The sequence below is a fragment of the Phaeobacter sp. A36a-5a genome (assembly GCF_037911135.1).
In the GTDB taxonomy this organism is placed as follows: domain Bacteria; phylum Pseudomonadota; class Alphaproteobacteria; order Rhodobacterales; family Rhodobacteraceae; genus Phaeobacter; species Phaeobacter bryozoorum.
On the sequence record NZ_JBBLYU010000005.1, the window covers coordinates 108,995 to 127,797 of the forward strand.

At 59.6% G+C, this 18,803-nt stretch carries 19 protein-coding genes, 1 tRNA gene and 1 pseudogene; 13 read left to right on the forward strand and 8 right to left on the reverse strand.

Translation table 11 applies throughout. The features are described 5' to 3' along the window. Positions 1–5: 5 nt before the first annotated feature. The 3 genes from WLQ66_RS17595 to WLQ66_RS17605 all read right to left on the reverse strand — a co-directional run bounded on the left by WLQ66_RS17595 (position 6) and on the right by WLQ66_RS17605 (position 3,639). On the reverse strand, positions 6–953 hold the full coding sequence (locus tag WLQ66_RS17595; protein WP_260102074.1) for an ABC transporter permease: 948 nt from the start codon (positions 951–953) through the stop codon (positions 6–8). Further along, positions 950–1,930 (reverse strand): ABC transporter permease, encoded by a 981-nt coding sequence (locus WLQ66_RS17600; RefSeq protein WP_340547639.1) that lies wholly within the window; start codon positions 1,928–1,930, stop codon positions 950–952. Before WLQ66_RS17600 ends, WLQ66_RS17595 begins: the two co-directional genes overlap by 4 nt. Before the next feature lie 152 nt (positions 1,931–2,082). Next, the gene (locus WLQ66_RS17605; protein WP_340547640.1) at positions 2,083–3,639 is read right to left on the reverse strand and encodes an ABC transporter substrate-binding protein; all 1,557 of its coding nucleotides are present in this window, start codon (positions 3,637–3,639) and stop codon (positions 2,083–2,085) included. A gap of 532 nt (positions 3,640–4,171) precedes the next feature. Between WLQ66_RS17605 and WLQ66_RS17610 the strand changes: the two genes are divergently transcribed. The 5 genes and pseudogenes from WLQ66_RS17610 to WLQ66_RS17630 all read left to right on the forward strand — a co-directional run. Continuing rightward, positions 4,172–5,095: a calcium-binding protein gene (locus WLQ66_RS17610; protein WP_340547641.1), complete on the forward strand. Its 924-nt coding sequence runs from the start codon at positions 4,172–4,174 to the stop codon at positions 5,093–5,095. An 85-nt stretch (positions 5,096–5,180) separates the two neighbouring features. Beyond that, positions 5,181–5,666 carry a DUF995 domain-containing protein gene (locus WLQ66_RS17615; protein ID WP_340547642.1) on the forward strand — a complete coding sequence of 162 codons (486 nt, stop codon included), beginning with the start codon at positions 5,181–5,183 and terminating at the stop codon, positions 5,664–5,666. Between the two features lie 103 nt (positions 5,667–5,769). Further along, positions 5,770–5,846: transfer RNA gene (locus WLQ66_RS17620), tRNA-Arg, on the forward strand. Between the two features lie 164 nt (positions 5,847–6,010). Beyond that, positions 6,011–6,241: a helix-turn-helix domain-containing protein gene (locus WLQ66_RS17625; protein WP_340547742.1), complete on the forward strand. Its 231-nt coding sequence runs from the start codon at positions 6,011–6,013 to the stop codon at positions 6,239–6,241. Positions 6,242–6,421: 180 nt separating this feature from the next. Next, positions 6,422–6,943: pseudogene (locus WLQ66_RS17630) on the forward strand (IS3 family transposase); the annotation flags it as partial. Between the two features lie 388 nt (positions 6,944–7,331). Here the strand turns inward: WLQ66_RS17630 and WLQ66_RS17635 are convergent. Both WLQ66_RS17635 and WLQ66_RS17640 read right to left on the reverse strand, forming a co-directional pair. Then, entirely contained in the window at positions 7,332–7,919 is a 588-nt protein-coding gene (locus WLQ66_RS17635; protein ID WP_340547643.1) for a YceI family protein, read from the reverse strand. A gap of 43 nt (positions 7,920–7,962) precedes the next feature. Then, a complete protein-coding gene (locus tag WLQ66_RS17640; protein ID WP_340547644.1) occupies positions 7,963–8,796 on the reverse strand; it encodes a nuclear transport factor 2 family protein in 834 nt (277 codons plus the stop codon). 105 nt (positions 8,797–8,901) lie between these two features. Here WLQ66_RS17640 and WLQ66_RS17645 point away from each other — a divergent pair, with 105 nt between their 5' ends. After that, positions 8,902–9,276 (forward strand): winged helix-turn-helix transcriptional regulator, encoded by a 375-nt coding sequence (locus WLQ66_RS17645; RefSeq protein WP_340547645.1) that lies wholly within the window; start codon positions 8,902–8,904, stop codon positions 9,274–9,276. Between the two features lie 28 nt (positions 9,277–9,304). On the opposite strand, the gene WLQ66_RS17650 is transcribed toward WLQ66_RS17645, so the two are convergent. After that, on the reverse strand, positions 9,305–10,705 hold the full coding sequence (locus tag WLQ66_RS17650) for an aldehyde dehydrogenase family protein (RefSeq protein ID WP_340547646.1): 1,401 nt from the start codon (positions 10,703–10,705) through the stop codon (positions 9,305–9,307). Between the two features lie 23 nt (positions 10,706–10,728). Next, on the reverse strand, positions 10,729–11,106 hold the full coding sequence (locus WLQ66_RS17655; RefSeq protein WP_340547647.1) for a nuclear transport factor 2 family protein: 378 nt from the start codon (positions 11,104–11,106) through the stop codon (positions 10,729–10,731). A gap of 139 nt (positions 11,107–11,245) precedes the next feature. Between WLQ66_RS17655 and WLQ66_RS17660 the strand changes: the two genes are divergently transcribed. From WLQ66_RS17660 to WLQ66_RS17690, 7 genes are all read left to right on the forward strand, one after another. Further along, the gene (locus WLQ66_RS17660; RefSeq protein ID WP_340547648.1) at positions 11,246–12,193 is read left to right on the forward strand and encodes a helix-turn-helix transcriptional regulator; all 948 of its coding nucleotides are present in this window, start codon (positions 11,246–11,248) and stop codon (positions 12,191–12,193) included. Between the two features lie 181 nt (positions 12,194–12,374). Further along, entirely contained in the window at positions 12,375–13,655 is a 1,281-nt protein-coding gene (locus WLQ66_RS17665) for an ABC transporter substrate-binding protein (RefSeq protein WP_340547649.1), read from the forward strand. Positions 13,656–13,658: 3 nt separating this feature from the next. Beyond that, the gene (locus tag WLQ66_RS17670; RefSeq protein WP_340547650.1) at positions 13,659–14,372 is read left to right on the forward strand and encodes an ABC transporter ATP-binding protein; all 714 of its coding nucleotides are present in this window, start codon (positions 13,659–13,661) and stop codon (positions 14,370–14,372) included. Next, the gene (locus WLQ66_RS17675) at positions 14,369–15,073 is read left to right on the forward strand and encodes an ABC transporter ATP-binding protein (protein ID WP_340547651.1); all 705 of its coding nucleotides are present in this window, start codon (positions 14,369–14,371) and stop codon (positions 15,071–15,073) included. Before WLQ66_RS17670 ends, WLQ66_RS17675 begins: the two co-directional genes overlap by 4 nt. Beyond that, a complete protein-coding gene (locus WLQ66_RS17680; RefSeq protein WP_340547652.1) occupies positions 15,070–15,939 on the forward strand; it encodes a branched-chain amino acid ABC transporter permease in 870 nt (289 codons plus the stop codon). Before WLQ66_RS17675 ends, WLQ66_RS17680 begins: the two co-directional genes overlap by 4 nt. Further along, the gene (locus WLQ66_RS17685; RefSeq protein WP_340547653.1) at positions 15,936–16,871 is read left to right on the forward strand and encodes a branched-chain amino acid ABC transporter permease; all 936 of its coding nucleotides are present in this window, start codon (positions 15,936–15,938) and stop codon (positions 16,869–16,871) included. The genes WLQ66_RS17680 and WLQ66_RS17685 overlap by 4 nt, the downstream gene beginning before the upstream one ends. Before the next feature lie 139 nt (positions 16,872–17,010). Continuing rightward, positions 17,011–18,123 carry a histone deacetylase-like amidohydrolase gene (locus WLQ66_RS17690; protein WP_340547654.1) on the forward strand — a complete coding sequence of 371 codons (1,113 nt, stop codon included), beginning with the start codon at positions 17,011–17,013 and terminating at the stop codon, positions 18,121–18,123. Between the two features lie 177 nt (positions 18,124–18,300). On the opposite strand, the gene WLQ66_RS17695 is transcribed toward WLQ66_RS17690, so the two are convergent. Further along, complete coding sequence (locus tag WLQ66_RS17695) at positions 18,301–18,801, reverse strand: DUF3299 domain-containing protein (RefSeq protein ID WP_340547655.1); 501 nt, start codon at positions 18,799–18,801, stop codon at positions 18,301–18,303. Between the last annotated feature and the right edge of the window lie 2 nt (positions 18,802–18,803).

Sequence of the window (18,803 nt, forward strand, 5' to 3'; positions counted from 1 at the left end):
CGCTATTATCCTTTGTAGAGTTTCGGGTTCAGCACGTCACGCATCCAGTCACCCAAGAGGTTGATGACAAGAACGAGGACAACGAGAACCACACCGGGGATGGCGGTGATCCACCAGCTGCCGGAGAAGATATAGTCAAAACCGGAGGAGATCAGCGATCCGAGCGAGGGCTGACTGGGGGGCATCCCAAGACCCAGGAAGCTGAGTGACGCCTCGGAAATAATCGCATTCGCCACCTGCACCGTCGAAATCACAAAGATCGGCGACAGCGAGTTCGGCAGAATATGCCGCACCATAATCCGCATCGGGCCGAAGCCCAGCACGCGGGCGCTGTCGATATATTCCTTCTTTTTCTCAGCAAGAACAGTGGCGCGTACCGTTCGGGCATATTGCGGCCATTCGGCGACGCCGATCACTGCAATCAGGAAGTAGATCGCATATTGGTTGAAGGTCTCGCTGCCAAACATCGCCTGTGTCACCGCGAGGAAGATGATAGCGACCATCAACGTCGAGAAAGACAGCTGGATATCGGCAAAGCGCATCAGAAGGCTGTCGAGCCGCCCACCGACATAGCCGGCCACCAACCCGATTGAGATCCCGAGGAAGGCTTGCAAGGCGACGGCGCAAAGACCGATCAGCAGGGACAGGCGGGTGCCGTAGAGGATCGTCGACCACAGATCCCGTCCCTGATCATCGGTGCCAAACACGAACTGGGGGTCGGCTCCGTCAATCCAGGCTGGCGGGTATTCGCTGTTCATAATGTCGATCTGGGCCGGATCATAGGGATCAAACGGTGCCAGCACCGGTGCCAGGATCGAGGCGAGGGTGATGACCATGAACACCGCAAAGGATACCATCGCCACGGGGTTGCGCCGAAAGCTGTAGCCCATGTTGGAGTTCCACAGGCGACTAAACCGCGACGGGGTGGTTTGGTTTGTACTAAGGCTGCTCATGCGCCCATCCTCGCAATATTGACTGTTGGATTGACGAGCCCATAGATCAGGTCGACGATTGTGTTGGTCACCACAAAGATGAAGCCCACAATGATGAGATATGCCACGATCAACGGGGTATCGACGCGGTTCACCGCCTCAAGGAACATGAACCCCATGCCTGGCCACTGGAAGACGGTCTCCGTCAGGATAGTGTAGGCGACCATAGTTCCGATCTGCACACCACCAACGGTGATCACCGGCAACAAGGTATTCTTCAGCGCATGCACAAAATAGATGCGTCCGGGGCGGATGCCCTTGGCTCGGGCATATTTCACGTATTCGCTTTGCAGCACTTCCATCATCTCAGCCCGGATCAGGCGTACGAACAGCGGCAGCATGATCGATGCCAGCGCGACCGAAGGCAGCAGGATGTGCACCCAGCCATCTGCGGTCGCAAAATTAGTTTCCCAATAGCCAAAGACATGCACCACATCGCCCCGCCCGTAAGATGGGAACCATCCGAGTTCCACCGAGAAGACAAAAATCATCAGGATTGCGGTCAGGAAAACCGGGATCGAGATACCGACAATCGAGACTCCCATGATCAAGCGGCTGAAGAACGCATTCGGTTTGATCGCTGTATAAACGCCCAAGGGTACGGAGAGGCCGACGATGATCAGGGTTGCACCCATAACCAGTTCCAAAGTGGCGGGCAGCTTCTTCAGGATCACGTCGAGCGCGGGTTCTTTGAAGAAATAGCTGGTGCCGAGGTCGCCCTGAAGGGCATTTCCAAGAAATCGGATGTACTGTGTCACGAAACTGTCGTTCAGACCCAATTCGTCGCGCAGTTGCTGGCGGACCTCTTCCGAAACGGACTGACCGACCAGTTCGCGCAGGGGGTCGCCGAGATTGTCCTGGATGGCAAAGCCGATCAGCGAGATGGCAAACATCACCGCGATAGCCTGAAACACGCGTTTCACGAGGTAGGCGAGCATGTTGGAGTTACCTTGTATCAGTCACTTGTTGATGGGCACAACGCCATTGACGCCCGACGGGCGGCAGGGACATGCCCATAAAGAAGTGGTGAAAATCTGGGAATTGGTGGCAAATCGGCCGGGGCAGCGACGCCGCCCCGGCCTAAGAGTTATCAGTCTACTTTCAGATCGCCGAAGTAGGGGAAGTTCAGAGCGTTCACGATCTTCTCAGCGTGGACACCATCACGAGCACCCCAGGCCAGGTTCTGCCAGTGCAGCGGAATGAAGGCCGCGTCTTCATAAAGGATGCCTTCCAGCTTGCGCAGCAGTTCGCCACGTTTCGCCTGATCGGTTGTCGCATTGGCTTCAGCCATCAGAGCATCGGCTTCCGGGTTGCAGTAGTTGCCGGAATTGTACTGACCGTTACCGGTGGCTTCGTCCGGGCAATGCGTCAGGAACTGGTGGAAGTTCGCGGAGTCTTCGGTGTCGGAGTGCCAGCCGATCATCATCATGTCGGCAGCGCGTTCGTCAAATGTCGGCCAGTACTGCGCTTTGGGCATGGTCTGCAGGTCAACTTTGATGTTGATCTTTGCCAGCATCGAAGCAACGGCCTGAGCGATTTTATCGTCGTTCACATAGCGGTTGTTCGGCGCCATCATGGTGACCGAGAAACCATCGGCGTAACCAGCATCGGCCATCAGAGCCTTGGCTTTTTCAACGTCAAAGCGCGGGGTCAGGCTCTCGTCATAGCCGAGATAGCCGGCCGGGCTTGCCTGGGCGCCAACGGTGCCAAAGCCGCGCATAATGCGATCCACGATGCCGGCGTTGTTCACCGCATAGTCGATCGCCTTGCGAACACGTGCGTCTTTGAACGCTTCAACACGGTTCTGGTTCAGTTGGAACGTGATGATACGGGTGCCGGGTTCGGTGATCAGGGTGGTGCCTTCGTGTTCTTCGACACGCTTCAGATCAGTTGGCGGAACAGGTGCGATAAAATCAACGTCACCAGACAGCAGGGCTGCGACACGTGTCGGGTCTTCCTTGATCGGCGTCAGGATAATCTTGTCGACGTTGCCTTCGGAAGCGGTGTCCCAGTAGCCATCAAAGCGATCAAAGACGACTTTCACGCCCTGTTCACGCTCGGTGACAGTGAAGGGGCCGGTGCCGGACAGGTTGCGCGATGCAAAGCTGTCGCCGTGCTTGACCAGCTCGGCCTTTTCTTTGCCATCCTCGGTGGTGCCGGAGTAAAACTGGCTGTCCATCGGGAAGATGTAGGTCGCCGTGTGCAGGACCAGCGGATACGGCTCGGAGGTCTTCAGGTCGAAAGTCAGCTCGTCGATGACTTCGACGTCAGTGAAAGACGCGAAGATACCCTTGAAATCGGGGCTGGACTTCAGACGATCAAACGTCCAGTCAACATCTGCCGAGGTCAGCGGGTTGCCGCTGTGGAACGTGACACCGTCGCGCAGCTTGAACCGCATGGTGGTTTCATCGATCTGCTCCCAGCTTTCTGCCAGCCGCGGAGCGAACTGCAGATCCTTGGTCCAGCGGACCAGCGGATCAAATACCATATGCGACAGCTGCAGCGTTCCGCCGGAAAGCTGCTCATGCGGATCCAGCGAAACCGGATCAGCGTCATAGGCGACCTTGATGGTCACCTCGGCCATCGCGGCCGTGCTCAGGGTTGCCGTCAGAGTGGCAACAGCGAGCGTACTCGCAAAATGTTTCATTATTCGTCCTCCCGTTACTGTATTGTTACTTCATCGGTATCGCAGGGGTCGCGAACAATCCAATGCCGATTGCAAAGCGGCTATGCAAAATGCGTATAGCTTGTTTTTCAAAAATATTTCAAAAGCTTATGGGACATTTGCTGGCTCAATCACCTCGGCGGATGCGCATTCTGCATAGCAAGAACCTATCAGAGGGTGGACGGGAATCGGCGGTTCTGACTGCTATACTGAGCACCTCAGCGGCGAAAAACAGCGCATCGAGGCGACGCATTGGCGCAGAAGACCGCCGGCCGAATCGAGATGAGAAAAACGACCTGAACTAAGAGAATCGGTGTTCCCCCTAGAGCGGAGAGCGCGGGTCCTTCCATGGCGGTATTGGAAACAGTCGCACGAAATTTCGTCGTTTGTACGCCGCAGACGCCCATTAACAGTCCGTTAATATGGTTAAGGCGCCAAATATTTGCCCGCAGCGCCGAATAAACCTATCAGCTTTTAGTCAAATCGTTCCAACCAGTGTGAAAGAGAGCCCACAATGGCAAATGTATTCGTTGCGTCGTTTCCAGGCGTATCTTCACTGAGTAACTATCTGGCCTTTGACAGCTTTGAAACCTCGCGCGACTCTTTCGGTACCGTTGTTTCTGCCACCGAGCTTGAACAGACGGGCGCCGATGGATCCGTGCTGCGCCTCGGCGGGGATTTTTCCAGCGAGGACCAGGCGGATTGGCAGATCTACTCGATGGACCACTCCCTGAACGGCACCCCAATCGTATCAGTTTCCAATATCTCGATGACCTTTGATCGCTTTGCCTCACTGCCTGCCGACGATTTGGCCCGTGAGCTGCTCTCTGGTGACGACGAGATCACTGCCCTCCTCAACAGCAATGTGACTGCCATCCGTACCTATGGCGGCGGCGATCGCATTTCACTTGGCGCCGGAAACGACACGGTCGCTGCCGGCGGGGGTAATGATTTCGTGACGGGTGGTCTGGGGATCGACAACCTCCGCGGAGGCTCCGGTGCAGATACGCTCCACGGGAACGGCGGCGACGATATCCTGCGCGGCGGCATCGGCCGTGACCGTATCTTTGGCGGTCTTGGTGACGATTTCATCGGGGGCGGCCGGGGCAACGATCGTTTGATCGGTGGGGCTGGCAACGACACGATGCGTGGCGGCGCCGGTGTGGACCGACTATTTGGCGGGGCCGGTGATGACGTGATGACCGGCGGAGCGGGGGCGGATATCTTTATCTTCAATGAGGGCGATCACACTGATCGCATCACCGATTTTGAGGTGGGTGTGGACCGCATCAAGCTTGGCCGCGGAGCGGAGAGCATGCAGGATGTCGATTTTGGTCAGGTCGGCGATGACGCGGCAATCTATTTTGCCGATGTCACCGTGATCGTCGAAAACATGGCATACACAGAGTTGCAGGACGCCGATCACTTCTTGTTCTGATATACTGACGCTCCAAGCTTCGCGCCTGGAGAGCGGTTCAGCAGATCAAGATGACAGATTCCAGGTAGACCCGAGGAGGTAAATGATGACTAGTGTTAAACGTAACCTGATTGCTGCGGCGCTGCTTTGCACTCTACCTGCGGTAACATCCGCAGACCCGTTGCCGCGCAGTGCAAAAACTGCCAATCCGCAGAAAATTGCAAAAATATACTCGGGAAAGACTGAACTCTGGACCAACAACTGCGGCGGAGGCATCTATTTCGCACCGGGCGGTCAGGCGCGCGCCTGGTGTGCCGACCAAAGCGACAACCTGGGCGCAGGAACCTGGGCGGTCGATGCAAACGGGCAGATGTGCCAGGATCTCGTTTGGTACTACCCAAGCGGACGCCGTGCCGGAGCCAGCGCGAACGACAAATCCTGCATCAGCCATGTGGTTGACGCCTGGGGTGTCATCTGGCGAAGCTGGCCGAACGATCCCGAATGGTGGCCGATGGGTAAAGATGCGGGTCTCGTCCGTGGGTATAAATTCCAGGCCCAGGTTCAACAGACCCGGTCCAAACTGGGGTTCTGATTGATCCGGGTAAGAAGCCGTTTCAGGGGTCAGCCAAAAAAAGGGCCAACCCCTCGCTTTTGACTTGCACACCCGCGCCGCTACGCTTAAACCCCGCCGCAGTGGACCGATAGCTCAGCTGGATAGAGTACTTGACTACGAATCAAGGGGTCGGGGGTTCGAATCCTCCTCGGTCCGCCACTTCCCCCATTTGTATGACGTAAGAGGTGTTTGACTTTTCCGTCACATCATTGACCCAACAGAGTCCCGGCCGAACTCTTCCGCGCAACATTCACCCAGCATCCGAACACTGCTCGCTGGCGTTCCGTGTTGTCCTAAAACTTGCGCTGCGTCATTGTGCCAACATGCGTCAGCCCACAAAACAACAGTTAGATCGACATGAACGCCTCAGGGCCGATCTTCGCGTCCGGGGAAGCTCTCTCACAAAGATCGCCCGCGAATTGGGCGTGACTGACTCTGCTGTCACTTTGGTAGGAAAAAGAATGTGTCGATCTGCGAAGATTGAGCAGGCTTTGGCGGACGCTTTGCAAACCACGCCAGAGCAGCTTTTCCCTGATCTTTGCGAAGAGAGATAGAGCGGCCATTAGATTTGGCCCGAGAAATATGGACAGTTGAGCTAGGTGGATTTTCCGCTCCTGATCCGGCAGCGTGCCGGGACGAAGGAGCCCGAGATCGATGTCAAATCGTTGCACGCGAAGATAGGCCAGTTGACGCTGGAAAACGATTTTTTAGGCGAAGCGCTCGCCAAGGCCAGTCTGCTGAGAACGCTTGCTGTGACACGGCCAAACCAGGTCTGGGCGATGGACATTACCTACATCACCGTGGCGCGCGGATTTGTTTATCTCGTTGCGGTGCTGGACTGGTTCAGCCGAAAGATTCTGGCCTGGCGGTTGTCGACAACACTGGAAACCGGCCCTGGCATCGAGGCCTTGATTGATGCCATGCGCCGTCATGGCAAGCCCGAGATCATGAACACGGATCAGGGCAGCCAGTTCACGTCCATCGACTTCATCAAGACGCTGAAGGACACGGGCATCCAGATCAGCATGGACGGCAAAGGTGCGTGGCGGGACAACGTCTTTGTCGAACGGCTGTGGCGGACGATCAAATACGAGGAGGTCTACCTGCGCGCGTATGAAAGCGTGTCAGCAGCCCGCGAGAGCCTGTGCCGATATCTGGCGTTTTATAACAGCAGGAGGCCGCACTCATCGCTGGACGGGCAGACGCCCGATCAGGCACATCTCAAACCGTTGCGACAAATCCCGGTCGCAGCATAATCGAGCGGGAAATCTACCTACGAAACGGCCGGAAACTGTTCAAACCACCCGAACCACCTCTGCCTAGGGTGTCCAGTCGCTTGAAGAACCTTAGAATGCGTTGCAGCTGTGCGGCTCCTTTGACTTAGAACGCTCGCTAAGCTTGCTGCAGCGCATTAATACGCAAGTGATTACCTACGTTCTGAATGGTCAACAACTGAACAGCACGATGGATGTCGGCTTCAGGCATTTCGTGAACCCTTGGTTCGCAACCGCAAGCTGTGACCAACTCCATGGTGGATATCCTCCATTATGGACCGTTTCGCTGAATCTACCAGTCTGATGTGCAGACTCCGACCCCGAAGCTGGCGCCCCGGTGTCGGAATACTTGGTATATTGAGACCTGAGCTTATTCGGCAGCTTTAAGCTCGGTGTCGATTTCGATGGTCAACTGGCCCAACGGGATGCTGCTGCCGACGCCGAAATCTGTCGGGTCGATTGTGCCCGACGCGGAGAAAGCCACCCAGTCGCCTTTGTAGTAATCAAAGAACTGACCGACCGGATGCGCGCCAAGGTGTGTCAGGCGGGCCTCAAGCACCACCGGTTTGGTGACACCGTGCAAGGTCAGATCGCCGGTAATCTCGGCTGTATCCTCACCGGTGAGTTTTACACCGGTGCTGGTAAAGGTGATCTCCGGATAGGTGCCTGCGTCCAGGAAATCCGGACTTTTGGCATGTTGATCAAGCGCTTCGACGCCGGAGAAGAAGCTGTCCGTTGCGATGGCCGCTGTGACGCTGGCGGTCTCCGGGTTTGCAGGATCCAGTTCCAGCGTGCCGCTGACCGCAGTGAATTCGCCGTGCTGCATTGAGACGCCGGCGTGGTTCCAGCCCACGCGAACCTCAGTGTGGCCAGGATCTGTCTTGTAAGTTGCTGCAGCGGCTGCGCCTGTCATGATGGCAAGAGCGGCGAGGGTGCTGAGAAGGTGGATTTTGGTCATTGCGTATCCTTTCCGTTGGACGTGAAGTTAAAGGGGTTGTGAATCAAAACATGCCGTTGCCGTGGGCGAATTCGGCGGGGATTTCCTGCACCGCGTCCCAATGCTCGGCGATCAGCCCGTCCTCGACGCGCCAGAGGTCATAGAAAGCGGTGGGTTTGCCGTCGTAGATGCCTGCAGCTTGGGTCATTACGAAATTGCCTTCAGCCACCACGTTGTGCAGTTCGGTGTAGCCAAAGGAGATTTCGTTCTCGGCCAAATAGGCGATGAACCCCTTCAGCCCGTCGCGGGTGTCTGGCACATAAGGATTGTGCTGCATGTAGTCGGCGCGGATGTAGTCGTCGATCCTGGCAAGGTCGCCGCCCATCAGCACGTCGGTGACGAGGCCGGTAACCAGTGCCTTGTTGGCTTCGGTCTTGTCCAGATCTGTGATTTCGGTGGTGCCATCAATCATGGAACGGCCGCTGGCGGTTTCAGTCACTTCATCCTGGATCGCATCCCAATGCTCAACCAGTTTACCGTCTTCAAAGCGGAACAGGTCGATGATCACCTTGGGGCCGAAGAATTCCGCTGTCTGATGGATCACCACAAAGCTGTCATCACCGAACACCCGGATGGGGTTGACCTGCACGGGCGGATCCAGCGTTTCAAGGAAGTCCACAAAGCCCAACAGCCCTTCGCGCCCATCGGCGGCTTGCGGGTTGTGCTGGATGTAATCCTCGGCGACATGCGCGCGGATAAACTCGCGGTCGCCTTTAGCGAGGCCCTGCTCAAGAAGAGTCCGGGCGGTGGCCTTGTTTTCTGCGGGATCAGCGGCTGCAGAGGTTGCTACGGCTGCGGCCAGCACCGCTGTTGTTGCCGCTTTCTCGAAAATGGTCATTCAAGTCTCCTTCGTGGCTGTTGCCTGAGTCGGTCACATAAGTTACTATTAAGAAGTGCAGTTCCTATGTGGAAGAAGGCACTTTTTGGTAACTAAGGAAAATCCATGAAGCGGCGTGAGGAAATCGAACGAGAGCTGGGTCTGGATCTTTGCCCGATCCGAACCGTGCTGGCGCAGATCAGCGGCAAATGGAGCCTGCTGGTGATCCTGTTGCTGCGGGACGGGGAATACCGGTTTTCAGAAATTCAACGGGCAATCCCCGATGTTTCGCAGCGGATGCTGACCCAGACCCTGCGGCAGCTAGAACGCGATGGGCTGGTGGCGCGCAAGGTCACACCGGTGATCCCGCCGCGGGTTGACTATGCCATTACCGAGCTGGGCCGATCCTTGTTTGACCCTATCGGCGCGATGGCCGCCTGGGCGGTAGAGAAGCACCCGGAAATCATGACTGCACGGGAACGCTACGACAACGCAGGATAGGGCCGGGGCTGCGGCCCCGGCCGCCCGTTCAGGTGAACACCACTTGGATATCGGTGTATTCTGCCAGTCCTTCCTCGCCGAATTCCACGCCGAGCCCCGAGGATTTCACCCCGCCGAATGGCGCGTTGGGCTGGATTGCCCCGTGCTTGTTGATCCAGACTGAGCCGCACTCCAGTCGTGCCGCCACTGTTCGCGCCTTGGCAATATCGCTGGACCAGACCGATCCGCCCAGCCCGTTGGGGCTGTCATTGGCGGCTGCAATCGCCTCCTCAACGTCGCGGAATTTGATAACCGGCAGGGCTGGACCGAACTGCTCCTCATCCACCAGCGCATCACCATTGGTAAGACCGGCAATGATGGTCGGCTCAAAAAACAGCCCTTCACCAGGGTTGCCGCCCAGCAGCAGTTGGCCTTTATCGCGGGCCGCTGCTACGAGACGGGACACCTTGGCGTGCTGCATGGGATTCTGCAGCGGGCCAAGGATGGAGGACTCGTCGGATCCCGGACCCACCGGAATGGTGCGGGCAAATTCCACCAGCGCGGCGCAGACTGCATCGTGAATGTCTTCATGCACATAAAGGCGCTTCAGCGCGGCGCAGGTCTGGCCGTTGTTGATGAAGGCGCCCCAGAACAGCCCCTCGGCGATTGCTTGCGGATCGGCGTCCGGCAGCACGATGCCCGCGTCATTGCCGCCCATTTCCAGCGTCAGCCGCTTCATCGTCGGCGCGGCCGAGGCCATGATCTTCGCGCCCGTTGCACAAGAGCCGGTGAAGACAATTTTGCGGATCCCCGGATGGGCAGACATTGCTGCCCCCAGATTGTCAGCCTGGTCGTCGCTGGCGACACAATTTAGGACTCCCGCAGGCAGCACCTCGTTCAGCAAAGCCACAAGCCGCAGCGTGCTGAGCGGAGTCAGCGGGGAGGGTTTTATCACCACTGTATTGCCGGTCCGCAGCGCGGGCAGAATGTGCCAAATCGCAATCATCACCGGGTAGTTCCAAGGGGTGATCGAGCCGACGACACCAAGCGGTTTGCGATGCAGCTCAATCCGACCTTCGGCGTCTTCCTGCAGAACTTTGACCGGCAGCGACAGCTGAGCGGTGTAACCGGCCCAGGCCTGAGCTCCGCCCATCTCAAAACGTGATCCGAGGCCATTGAGCGGCTTGCCCTGTTCGGCGGTGATTAGCTGCGCGAGCTCCTCAGCGTGCTCCGCGATCTTGTCCGTAGCGGCTTCGCAATAGCGCCGCAGTTCGGTGTCGGGCAGCTGCGACCAGCTGGCAAAGGCTGCTTGCGCGGCTGCCACCGCACGATCCAGGTCCGCCAGCGTTCCGTTTGGTGCTTGGCCTGCCAGCCCGCCTGCCGGGTTGGCAACGTCGAAACTGGCGGCAGCTGGCGCGGGCGCGCCGCCGATTGTCATCTCAAATGTCATAGGGTGTCCTCCTTGGCAGCAGGTCAGGCGGCGGGCATGAAATAGTCCATATGGACCTTCCAGCCGTCGTCACCGTTCTGCCAGACAACCACATAGGCCAGATGGATATCGCCTGCGCCCTCGGCCCGCGGCGTCAGTACCACGCGGCCTGTCTCAATCCCGCTGCAGCCTTCTTGCTGCACCGATATTGTTGAGAGCTGGGCCAACTTCATGTCTTGCACCGCGCCCAGGAAGTAGGCTGAGGCACCATCGCGCCCGGTAAAGGTTCCGATCCCCTGGCCAATCACCACCGGGTCGGCGGTGTAGTAGCCCTCCACCAGCGCGGCGACATCGCCAGCGGCAAAGTCCGCCTCGAACTGGCGCGACTTCTCGGCGATCACGTCTTTCAGGGTTGCAGTCATGGTGTAATCCTCCCTTGGATTTGCGCATGCCCTCGGCAGTCCCGGGGCGCTGACGCCAACGCTAGCCAGGGAAAGGGAGGTGCTGTATAGTGCAGATGCACTATGTGTTTGGCAGCTTGGCGCGGGATACCCGGACCTCATGAACCGCTATGATCTGAGTGAATTTGTACTGAGCCTGATGGACAAGGCCAACACCCACACGCCGCTGCATTTCCAGCAGTACATGATCGGGCTGATGCGCGGCATTACGGTGTTTGATTCCGCCTGGTGGGGCTGGTCGGTTTTCCGGGGCGGCAAGATCGCGATGGTCCATACGATGGTCAGCGGTTTGCCGGAGGGGTTCGAGCCCAAGGTCAAAGCGCATCTGGTGAATGACCCCTTTGTGCGTACCGGCCGTTCCCTGAAACGGTACGCCCGGTCGCTGTCGGTCGAGGATGCTGTGACAGATCCCGGGTTTAAGGTCTTCGCCGAGGAATTCGATCTGACCCAGATGCTGAACGGCCATTGCAAGGTGCGCGAAGGGCCGTTCAACTTTTTCATGTCGCTTTACCGGCATGGCCAGAAGCCAGCCTTTACCGACACAGAGACTGCGGATTTTCTGGCCATCCTACGGCATCTGGAGCAGGCGTTGTCGATGTGCTTACAGCTGGACCTAGGATTGCGGGTGGACCCCTGCAACGAATGGGCGCTGCTGGACCATGAGGGCGAATTGTTCTTGTGCTCTTCCGGCTTCAATGCGGCGGTGAAAGACGGGCTTGAGCCGGGGCAGAAGCCGACGGCCATGATGCGGGAACTGGCGGGTCATACTGTGATCACCCCGCCCTCCGGGACGACCTTCGGCCGCTCCCGTTACTCTGACGACCTTTGGCTGATTTCGGCACAGCCGGTCAGCCCCCTGAGCCGCCTGTCCCCGAAGGAACGCCATGTTGCGGAGCTGCTGATTTCCGGCGCGACGATGCGGGCGATTGCCGAAGACGTCGGCGTTTCGGTCAATACTGTGCGGAATCAGGCGGCCTCCATCTATCGGAAAACCGGCGTTCACAGCAAAGTCGAACTGCTGCGACTGGCGGGCAGCCAGCTGCGCTAGAGCTGCACCCGTAGCGTTTCAGACACCTTCATTCCTTCGCTATGCCGCTGATTTCATGTGGCTCCATCGACGTTCCTGCGAGCGCTGCAAAGCTGTAAACAATCCGGTCGATGATAGTGCATCTGCACTATGTCTGGCCCGTTCGCCCTTCCATACCGTTTAGGAAACAGGGAGGATCACCATGACCAAACTCACATCTTTCAGCCGCCGCAGTTTCCTAGCCGGAACGGCCGCCGCAACCGGCGCACTGGCGATGCCATCCATTGCAACCGCTGCTTCCAAGAAGCTGCGGATCGGATTCATCTCGCCGCTGAGCGGGCCCCGCGCCTCGTTCGGGACATCGGACCAGTGGATGGTCGACAGCATCCGCAAGCAGCTGGAGGGCGGGCTGAACTCAGGTGGCAGCTCCCATGAGGTGGAGATCATCGTGAAGGACAACCAGTCCAACATGAACCGGTCGATCTCTGCGGGCAATGAGCTGATCCTGCGCGATCAGGTCGATATGCTGCTGATCAACGACGGCGATGCGGCGGTGGCATTGGGCGAGATCGCTGATATCCACGGCATCCCGACGATGAGCACGATGCAACCGTGGCAAGCCTGGATGTTCCCGCGCGGCTCCAACCCGGAACAGGGCTTTCCCTGGACCTTCCATTTCTTCTGGGGGGCTGATGACGCCATGAGCACCTTTGTGCGGCTTTGGGATCAGATCGACACCAACAAGAGCGTTGGCGATTTCTATCTCGACAACCCGGTCGGACAGGCCTTTGCCGATCCGGCGATGGGGCTTCCGGGCTTTATCGAGAGGGGCGGGTATTCGCGCACCGATGGCGGCATGTTCAAGATCGACGCGGATGACTATTCCGCCCAGGTCAGCCGCTTCCGCGACGCCGGCGCCGATATTGTGACTGGCTTCGGCTTCCCGCCGCATTGGATCACCTTCTGGAATCAGGCGGGGCAGGCGGGCTACACCCCAAAGGCCTGCACCTTTGCTGCGGCCTTTCTGTTCCCGCAGGCGATCGAGGCGATGGGCGCGCGCGGCGATGGCATGACGACTGAGGTCTGGTGGACCCCGAATGTGCCCTTCGCCTCTTCCTTCACGGGGCAAAGCGCCCGCGAACTGGCCGGTGCCTGGGAAGCAGACAGCAACGCGCAATGGGTGCAGACGCTGGGCTACAGCCATGCGCTGTTCGAGGTGGGTCTGAATGCGCTGGTACAGTCCGGCGCCCCCAAGGACCGCGCCGCAGTCCGCGACGTATTTGCTGCCACAAAACTGGAGACGGTTGTGGGGCCGGTGGATTTTGCCTCCAGTCCGATCCGAAATGTGGCCAAGACCCAGCTGGCGGGCGGCCAGTGGCGCAAGTCCTCGGGCAAGCATGCGTTTGAACTGGTGATTACCGAAAACACCCTCGCGCCTGACATTCGCGTCGAAAGCGAAACCATCGCTCTGCCCAAGGTCTGAGCCATGTTGGAAGCACGCAATCTCAGCAAGGCGTTTGGCGGCCTGCGGGTGATCGAGGATGTCTCGGTCACCGTCGCACCGGGCAGCTGCCTTGGGATCATGGGGGGCAATGGCGCGGGCAAGAGCACGTTCTTTGACCTCCTGACCGATGTTACACGCGCCGATGGCGGATCGGTCCATGTGGCAGGGCGGGATGTAACCGGGCTGGACACAGCCGGGCGGGTCCGTGCCGGGCTGGCACGTGCCTTTCAGGTGCCGCGCGCATTTGCCTCTCTCAGCGTTCAAGAGACACTCTATCTGGCCCAGCATGCCAGCCACGGCATCGCGCCCACGGCCGCACGGGCAAGGGTGGAGGAGATCCTGGAGATCACCGGTCTGGGACCACACCGCAACAATCCCGGCACCGCGCTGCGGTTGTTGGACCGCAAACGGCTCGAACTGGCAAAGGCGCTGGCCTCCGACCCCAAAGTGATCCTGCTGGACGAGGTGTCCGGCGGGCTGACCGATCAGGAAACCGCCGAGATGGTGCTGCTGGTCAAGCGGCTGAAGGAAGCGGGGCTGGCGGTCCTGTGGATTGAGCATATCGCCCACGCACTGCAGGAAGCGTCTGACAGGATCATGATGCTGGCGCTGGGTCGCAAGCTGATTGAGGACCGCCCGGAGGTGGTTGCCGCCGACCCGCAGGTGCGCGCGCTTTATCTGGGGGCGGCGGCATGACCCTGTTGCAGATGCAGAACCTGACCGCGCGCTATGGCGATTTCCAGGCTCTGTTCGGGATTGATGCCCATGTGGACGAGGGGGAGACCGTCGCGCTGATCGGTGCCAATGGCGCGGGAAAGACCACGCTGCTGCGGGCGATTGCCGGGCTGGGCACACGAGAGGCGGGACAGCTGACCTTTGCCGGGCAGGACATTCTGGCGCTGGACCCCGGCGGGCTGGCGCAGCGCGGCATTGCCATGGTGCCGGAAGGCCGCCGGCTGTTTCCCACCCTGACCGTGGCGGAAAACCTGATGATCGGCGGCGATGTCGGACGGCGCGGCCACTGGACCCTGCCGCGGGTGCTGCAGCTGTTCGACGAAATCGCGCCGATGGCGCAGCGGCCTGCAGGTCTGCTGTCGGGCGGCCAGCAGCAAATGGTGGCCATCGGCCGCGCGATGATGACCAACCCGGAGCTTTTGCTGGTGGATGAGGCCTCCCTCGGGCTGGCGCCAGTGATTGTTAATCGGGTGTATGAGGCTTTGGCCGGCCTCAAGGCGCGCGGCACCACCATTGTGCTGGTCGAACAGGACATCCGCAGGGCGCTGGCAGCCTCTGACCGTTTCTACTGCATGCTCGGCGGGCAAGTGTCGCTGGCAGGCGCTTCGGATGGTGCCTGTTTCGAGCAGGTGAGTCAGGCCTATTTCGGAGAGAACCAATGAGCGCAGCCATAGAAATCCTGATGAACGGGCTGTTCCTGGGCGGGCTCTATGCGCTGTTCGGGCTGGGGCTGTCGCTGATCTTCGGCGTCATGCGGATTGCCAATATTGCCCATGGCGAGCTGGCCATTGCCGGCGCGCTGGTGCTGTTCACGCTCAGCGCGGCCTGGCCCGTCAGCCCGCTGTTGCTGATGCCGCTGGTCTGCGCGGGCGCTTTCGCCTTTGGCTGGCTGCTGCAGGCACAACTGCTGAACCGGGTGCTGAGCCCGGACCCGATGCCTGCGCTGCTGGTCACTTTCGGCCTTTCGGTGGTGATGCAGAATGCCATGGTCGGCCTCTACGGCGCCAACAGCCGCAGCATCGACCTGGGGGAAATCAAGACCGCCAACATCACCCTTGCCGGGCAGACAATCGGCTGGCTGCCGCTTGGTATCTTCCTGCTGTCGCTGGGCCTGTTCGGCGGGTTGCATCTGGTCCTGCGCAAGACCCGGCTGGGCCGCGCCGTTCGCGCGACCTCCGATGATGCGGAAACCGTGGCGCTGTTTGCAATCCGCCGTCGACGCATCTTTGCCATTGCCATGGCAGTCTCCGCAGCCTGCGCGGCACTGGCAGGAATGCTGCTGGCCTCACGCAGTTCGATCACGCCGTTTTCCGGTGCGGAACGCCTGCTCATCGCCTTTGAGGTGATCGTGATCGGCGGCCTTGGCTCAATCTGGGCCAGCTATCTTGGCGGCATCGCCCTGGCGCTGGTACATGTGGCGGGCTTCTACTTTGATCCGGCGTCGGGGCTGCTCTACGGGCACCTCATGCTGCTGATCTTTCTTCTCATCCGCCCGCAGGGGCTTGCCGGAAAGGTGGTGACACGATGACCCGCGCAATTCTTGTCCTTTTGCTCACGGCACTTGCTGCCGCGCCTTTTGCGCTGAATGCAGGCGGGCTGGCGCTGCTGACCGAAATGCTGGTGCTGCTGGCCATCGCCCAAAGCTGGAACCTGCTGGCGGGCTATGGCGGCCTCCTGTCGCTTGGCCACCACGCCTTTGTCGCCACCGGGGCGTACCTCTTGTTTGCCGTTACACGGGACCTGCCTGTCTCTCCCTACATCATGGTCCCGTTGTCCGGGGCCGGGGCGGCGCTGCTGGCGCTTGCCCTGACCCCGGTTCTGTTCCGCCTGCGCGAGGTCTATTTCGCCATCGGTATGTGGGTGGCTGCAGAGATCATCAAGATCGTTGTCAGTCGGCTGCACTACTTCGGAGGCTCCTCCGGCCTGCCGCTTTATGCGGCGCGGCGGATCGATACCAGCTGGCTGCCCGCCTCGGCGCATTGGTTTGCGCTGACACTGGCCGCGGGCCTGTGCCTGGGGCTGTGGCTACTGCAGCAAAGCCCCTATGGCCTGCATGTCCATGCGATGCGCGATGACGAAACCGCCGCCCGCTCGCTGGGGGTGAAAACCCGGCGGATCAAAGGGACCATCTTTGTCCTGTCGGCGGCGGGGTGCGGGATGGCCGGCGCCATCAGTTTTCTTGGCACGCTCTATGTCTCGCCAGTCGCCGCCTTCGACATCAACTGGACGGTGAACGTGATCTTCATCTGCGTGATCGGGGGCCTTGGGACCATCCGCGGCCCGGTGCTGGGCGTGCTGTTGTTCGTCGTCCTGCGAGAGGGGCTCGTTGACTATCCCGGCTGGAGCCAGATTGCCCTCGGCACCATTGCGGTTGCGGTGATGCTGACCGCGCCGAAGGGGCTGAGCGGCCTGCTGGACCGCCTGCTCCCCAGAGCCAGAACGGCTGCCAGAGACCCATAATCTCGAACCTCGGCGACGAGACGATGACTAAGACTTTGACGCGCGCCGCCTAGCTGGCCGGGTCGCGGCTGCATGCCTAAGCCCGCGCCAATTATGCGCCGCTGCGCTTCTGCAACCTGAAGATTGAGGAGAGACGATAATGCCGGATACAGGATTCTACTTTGACGAACACTGCCTGTGGCACACGACAGGTGAACACGCGCTGATCATGCCGGTCGGGGGCTGGGTTCAACCGCCCGCCGGCGCCGGTCATGCGGAATCGCCGGAATCCAAACGGCGACTGAAGTCGCTGATGGATGTGTCCGGGCTGACCGCCCAATTGGGCGTCCAGTCGGCCCAGCCAGTCAGCGAATGCGAAATGGCGCGGGTCCACAGCAGTGACTACATTGAGCGTTTCAAGGCGCTGAGCGATGCGGGCGGCGGGAATGCTGGTCTGTTCTCACCTTTCGGAGCTGGCAGCTACGAAATTGCCGCTTTGTCGGCCGGGCTGGCGCGACAGGCGGTTTTCGATGTGCTGGACGGAACCTATCAGAACGCCTATGCCCTGTCGCGCCCGCCGGGGCACCATGCTGGGCGGGATGGTTCCATGGGGTTCTGCCTCTTGGCTAATATCCCGATCGCGATCGAGGCCGCCAAGGCTGAAAAAGGGCTAGGCCGCGTCGCGGTGCTTGACTGGGATGTGCATCATGGAAACGGCACCCAGGACATATTTTATGAGCGCGATGATGTTCTGACGATTTCGATTCACCAGCAAAGCTGCTTCCCACCTGGCTCCGGCTTGGGGGAGGAGCGCGGCGCGGGAGCAGGAGCCGACTGCAACTTGAACGTCGAGCTGCTGCCGGGCGCAGGCCACCAGTCTTACGCCGACGCGATGGAGCTGCTGGTGTTGCCCGCGCTTTATGAATTCAAACCGGATCTGATCATCGTCGCCTGCGGGCTGGATGCCAATAACTTCGATCCGCTCAGCCGAATGACGGCCCACAGCGACACATTCGCCTATCTCACCCGCGCGGTGATGAAGGCCGCGCGCGATCTATGTGGTGGCAGACTGGTTGCGGTACATGAAGGCGGCTACGCGGAGGCGGTGGTTCCCTTCTGTGCGCACGAAGTGATCGCGACGATGGCAGGCATCAAGAGCGATGTCGAAGACCCCTTCCGCGGCGTTGCCGAGGCCAACCAGCCCGCCGCCGATTTCGTCGAATTTCAGCGGAACCGGCTGATAAAGTTCGCGGAGCAGATTGCATCAACATAGTCAGGAGCTCTGGCTCACGGCGCCGGCCGGTTTCCTGGTCTTCGCCTTACCGCTCAATTGCAAGACTACCCCGCGATCACACGCGGCAGTTTGTTAAAAAGTAACAGCGACCGATTGGGCTTCAAGCGGGGTATTCTTGCCTCGCTTGGAGCTTTCGAAAAACGGCGAGCTGCTTCGTCACCAGACGTAGACCTCCATCTTGTCGGCGGCTATGGAATAGCCCGTTTGGCCAAGCGCGGTAGATTGCAGTTGCGTCCGCAGTGTTCCCGTAACCCAAACCGGATCCCAGAGCTGATCCCCCGGCCATGGTTCTGTCGCGGTGACCATCACAAGCTGGTTAGCCGGGGGCGGGGGCGTATGGATGCAGGCGCCGACATAGGGCACCAGCATGAACTCCGTCACGCCCTTTGCACCGACGTCGAAGGGGATGATGAAACCTGGCATCTTGATATACACACCGTTCAGCTCTTCGTTCAGCTTCGTCGCATTTGCGTCGTAGATCGGCCGCCAGGTGTCATTCTCAACGTCCATATCGCCTTCGCCGGTGATCTCCGAATAGGGAACTCCCGGCGGGATCAGGTCATCCCACATGATCTCGCGCGGCGTCGCTGCAGAGGCCACCGTTGGGGCAACCACTGATCCAGACAAGAGCATCAACGCCGTTCTGCGGTTCATCATTT